The organism is Bradyrhizobium sp. (genome assembly GCF_016462955.1).
Lineage (GTDB): Bacteria > Pseudomonadota > Alphaproteobacteria > Rhizobiales > Xanthobacteraceae > Bradyrhizobium.
This window is the reverse complement of record NZ_JAEMSD010000696.1, coordinates 1-2868: the sequence shown is the minus strand read 5'-3', so window position 1 is coordinate 2868 and position 2868 is coordinate 1. Positions and strand designations below refer to the sequence as shown.

The window sequence follows — 2868 nt, the reverse complement described above, 5'->3', positions numbered from 1 at the left end:
GTTCCCGCGGGCTCAAATCGCCGAGCGTCGCACGGTGCGCCCGTCGTGCCGCACCCTCGATTTTAACCAGGAGCGCGGCTCCGGCCGGCGTCAACCGGCATAGCCGCGCGCGCCGATCATCCTTGTTCACCGCACGCTCGACCAGATTTCGGGCGGCGAGACGCTTCAACGCACCCGTCGTCGTGGTGCGATCGAGCGCGATATCGGCCGCCAAAGTGGTCTGATCGGCAGTTTCACGCACCGCCAACGCCGACAGCAGGCTGTATTGCAGCGGCGTGACCTCGAATTCGCCGCAGGCCTCCTGGAACAGCGCGACGTGGATCTGGTGCAGCCGGCGGATCAGATAGCCGGGCCGTTCGGACAACGGCCAGGGGCGGTGCCTCGTCCCGCCGCGACGTGTCTTCGCCTGCCGCAATGCACGCTCTCCCAACCCAGGACACTCCGTCGCGCTTAGCTCGATTCGAGCGCACCCGCCACAGGAGGATGATGGCACGATGCTTGCTTTTGCCAAAATGCGAAGCATGCTTCGTAATGTCAAGATGCGAAGCATGCTTCGTAATTCGAGGGAGCGAGACCGTCACCCTCGCAAGAAGAGGAGAGCGCCATGTCCGTCACTGCCAGCTTCGACCTTCTGCTCCGAGGCGGTCGCGTGATCTGTCCAGCCTCCGGCGTCGATGGCCTCAAGGACGTCGCTATCCGCAATGGCAAGATCGCCGCGGTCGCGTCCGACATTCTGCCCACCAGCGCGAAGGAGGTCGTCGATGTCAGCGGCAAGCTGGTGCTGCCGGGCCTGATCGACACCCATGCCCACGTCTATCAATATGTCTCCGGCCGTTTCGGCATGAATCCCGACATGGTTGGCGTGCAGTCGGGCGTGACGACGCTGGTGGATCAGGGCGGTCCGTCCTGCATGACGCTGCCCGGCTTCCGCCATTTCATCGCGGAGCCCGCGGCCTCGCGCGTTTATGCGTTCCTCTCGGCCTATCTCGTCGGTGGGCTCGAGGGACACTTCTATCCGCAGCTCTACAGCCCCGACGGCGTCGACATCGACGCGACCGTCAAGGCGGCGACGGCCAATCCCGACATCGTGCGCGGCATCAAGGCCCATGCCGAGATCGGCGGCTTCGCGCGCTGGGGCATCCGCGTCATCGAGATGGCGGCGGAGATCGGCAAGCGCGCCGATCTGCCGGTCTATGTGCATTTCGGCCAGCTCTGGGGCCTGCCCGAGAGCGGCGCCAATGGCGAGGATGCCGACACCATCCTCACCCGCGTCATCCCTCTGCTGCGCGAGGGCGACATCCTGGCCCATCCGTTCACGCGCCATCCCGGCGGCTTCGTCAACCGCGAGGGCGAGGTGCATCCGGTGATCCAGGCAGCGCTCGACCGCGGCCTGAAGGTCGATGTCGGCCACGGCAGCCATTTCTCCTACCGGCTCGCGAAGAAGGCGATCGCCGCCGGAATCGTTCCGACCACGCTCGGCGCCGACATTCACGGCTACAACACCCATGTGCCCGCGCCGGCGGGAACGCCGGACCAGCACGAGGACGAGGAGAACCATCCGTTCGCAGGCCAGGCCAAGTTCAGCCTGGTCCAGGCGATGAGCTCGATGATGGCCCTCGGCCTGACGCTGGAGCAGGTGGTGCCGATGGTCACCTCCAATCCCGCCAAAATGCTGGGTCGCAGCGCCGAGATCGGTGCGCTCAGGGTCGGCATGGATGCCGACGTCTCCGTGCTGTCGGAGCAGAACGGCCGTTTCGTCCTCATGGACAATGAGAAGAACGAGGTTATCGCCGAGCGCCTGCTGCAGCCGGCGTTCTGCCTGCGCGCCGGCACGCGCTTCGAGGCGGTGGCGCCGATCCTGCCGCAAGCCGTCGCGGCATAGGGCCGGGCGTTGAAGGAGAACGCGGGCGTGCGCAACGAGCGGGAATTTCCGCACGGAAAGTCGGGGCAGGGCGTCGGCGCGCGTCTGCCGCGCAAGGAGGACGATCGCCTGATGCGCGGCCGCGGCCAGTATGTCGGCGACGTCAGGCTCGCCGGCCTTCAGGACGTCGCCTTCGTGCGCAGCCCGCTGGCGCATGCGCGCATCCGCGGCATCCACGTGCCCGAACGCTATCGCGGCAGCGTGTTTACGGCGGCCGATCTCGACGGCATCAAGCCCATCCGCGCGGTATCGGGACTGCCGGGCTTCAAGATCTCGGAGCAGCCGGTACTCGCCACCGGCAAGGTGCGCCAGGTCGGCGAGCTCGTCGCGATGTGCCTTGCACCGACGCGGGCCGAAGCGGAGGACATCGCGGCGTCCGTGACGTTGGATCTGGAAGAGCTGCCCGCGGTCACCGACATGCTCAAAGCGCGCGAGCCCGGCTCCGCGCTGGTGCACGAGCATTGGGGCGACAACGTCTTCCTCGAAACCAATTACGAGGTCGATATCTCCGCCGCGCTCGACGCCCCGATCAAGGTGACGCGCGAGATCTCGACGGCGCGGCAGTGCATGTCGCCGCTCGAAGGCCGCGGCGTGGTCGCGACGTTCGATCCGCGGCTCGACCAGCTCACCCTGCATTCGGCGGCGCAAATGCCGCACATCACGCGCAGCGGCCTTGCCGAATGCCTTGGCATGGAGGAGGGCCAGATCCGCGTTATCTCGCCCGACGTCGGCGGCGGCTTCGGCCACAAGGGCATCCTGCTGCCCGAAGAGGTCTGCCTGTCCTGGCTGACGATGCGCTGCGGCCACCCGGTGCGCTGGCTCGAAGACCGCCGCGAGCATCTCGTCGCCAGCTCCAACTGCCGCGAGCACCATTACAGGATCACGGTCTATGCCGACCGCGACGGCACCTTGCGCGCCGGCAATGATCGGGTTGATATCAAGCTCCG

General features: G+C 66.8%; 3 protein-coding genes. 2 read left to right on the top strand and 1 reads right to left on the bottom strand.

What is annotated here, in order from left to right:
• A partial coding sequence (locus JHD07_RS37010) for a MarR family transcriptional regulator (protein ID WP_291631189.1) occupies window positions 1–415 on the bottom strand: 415 nt, incomplete at its 3' end.
• A gap of 189 nt (window positions 416–604) precedes the next feature.
• Here JHD07_RS37010 and JHD07_RS37005 point away from each other — a divergent pair.
• Complete coding sequence (locus tag JHD07_RS37005) at window positions 605–1882, top strand: amidohydrolase/deacetylase family metallohydrolase (protein WP_291631186.1); 1278 nt, start codon at window positions 605–607, stop codon at window positions 1880–1882.
• Between the two features lie 9 nt (window positions 1883–1891).
• A partial coding sequence (locus JHD07_RS37000) for a molybdopterin cofactor-binding domain-containing protein (RefSeq protein WP_291631184.1) occupies window positions 1892–2868 on the top strand: 977 nt, incomplete at its 3' end.

What these genes read in the sequence shown, in the direction of transcription:
- JHD07_RS37005 (WP_291631186.1), top strand. Translation starts at nt 605, where the DNA reads ATGTCCGTCACTGCCAGCTTCGACCTTCTGCTCCGAGGCGGTCGCGTG.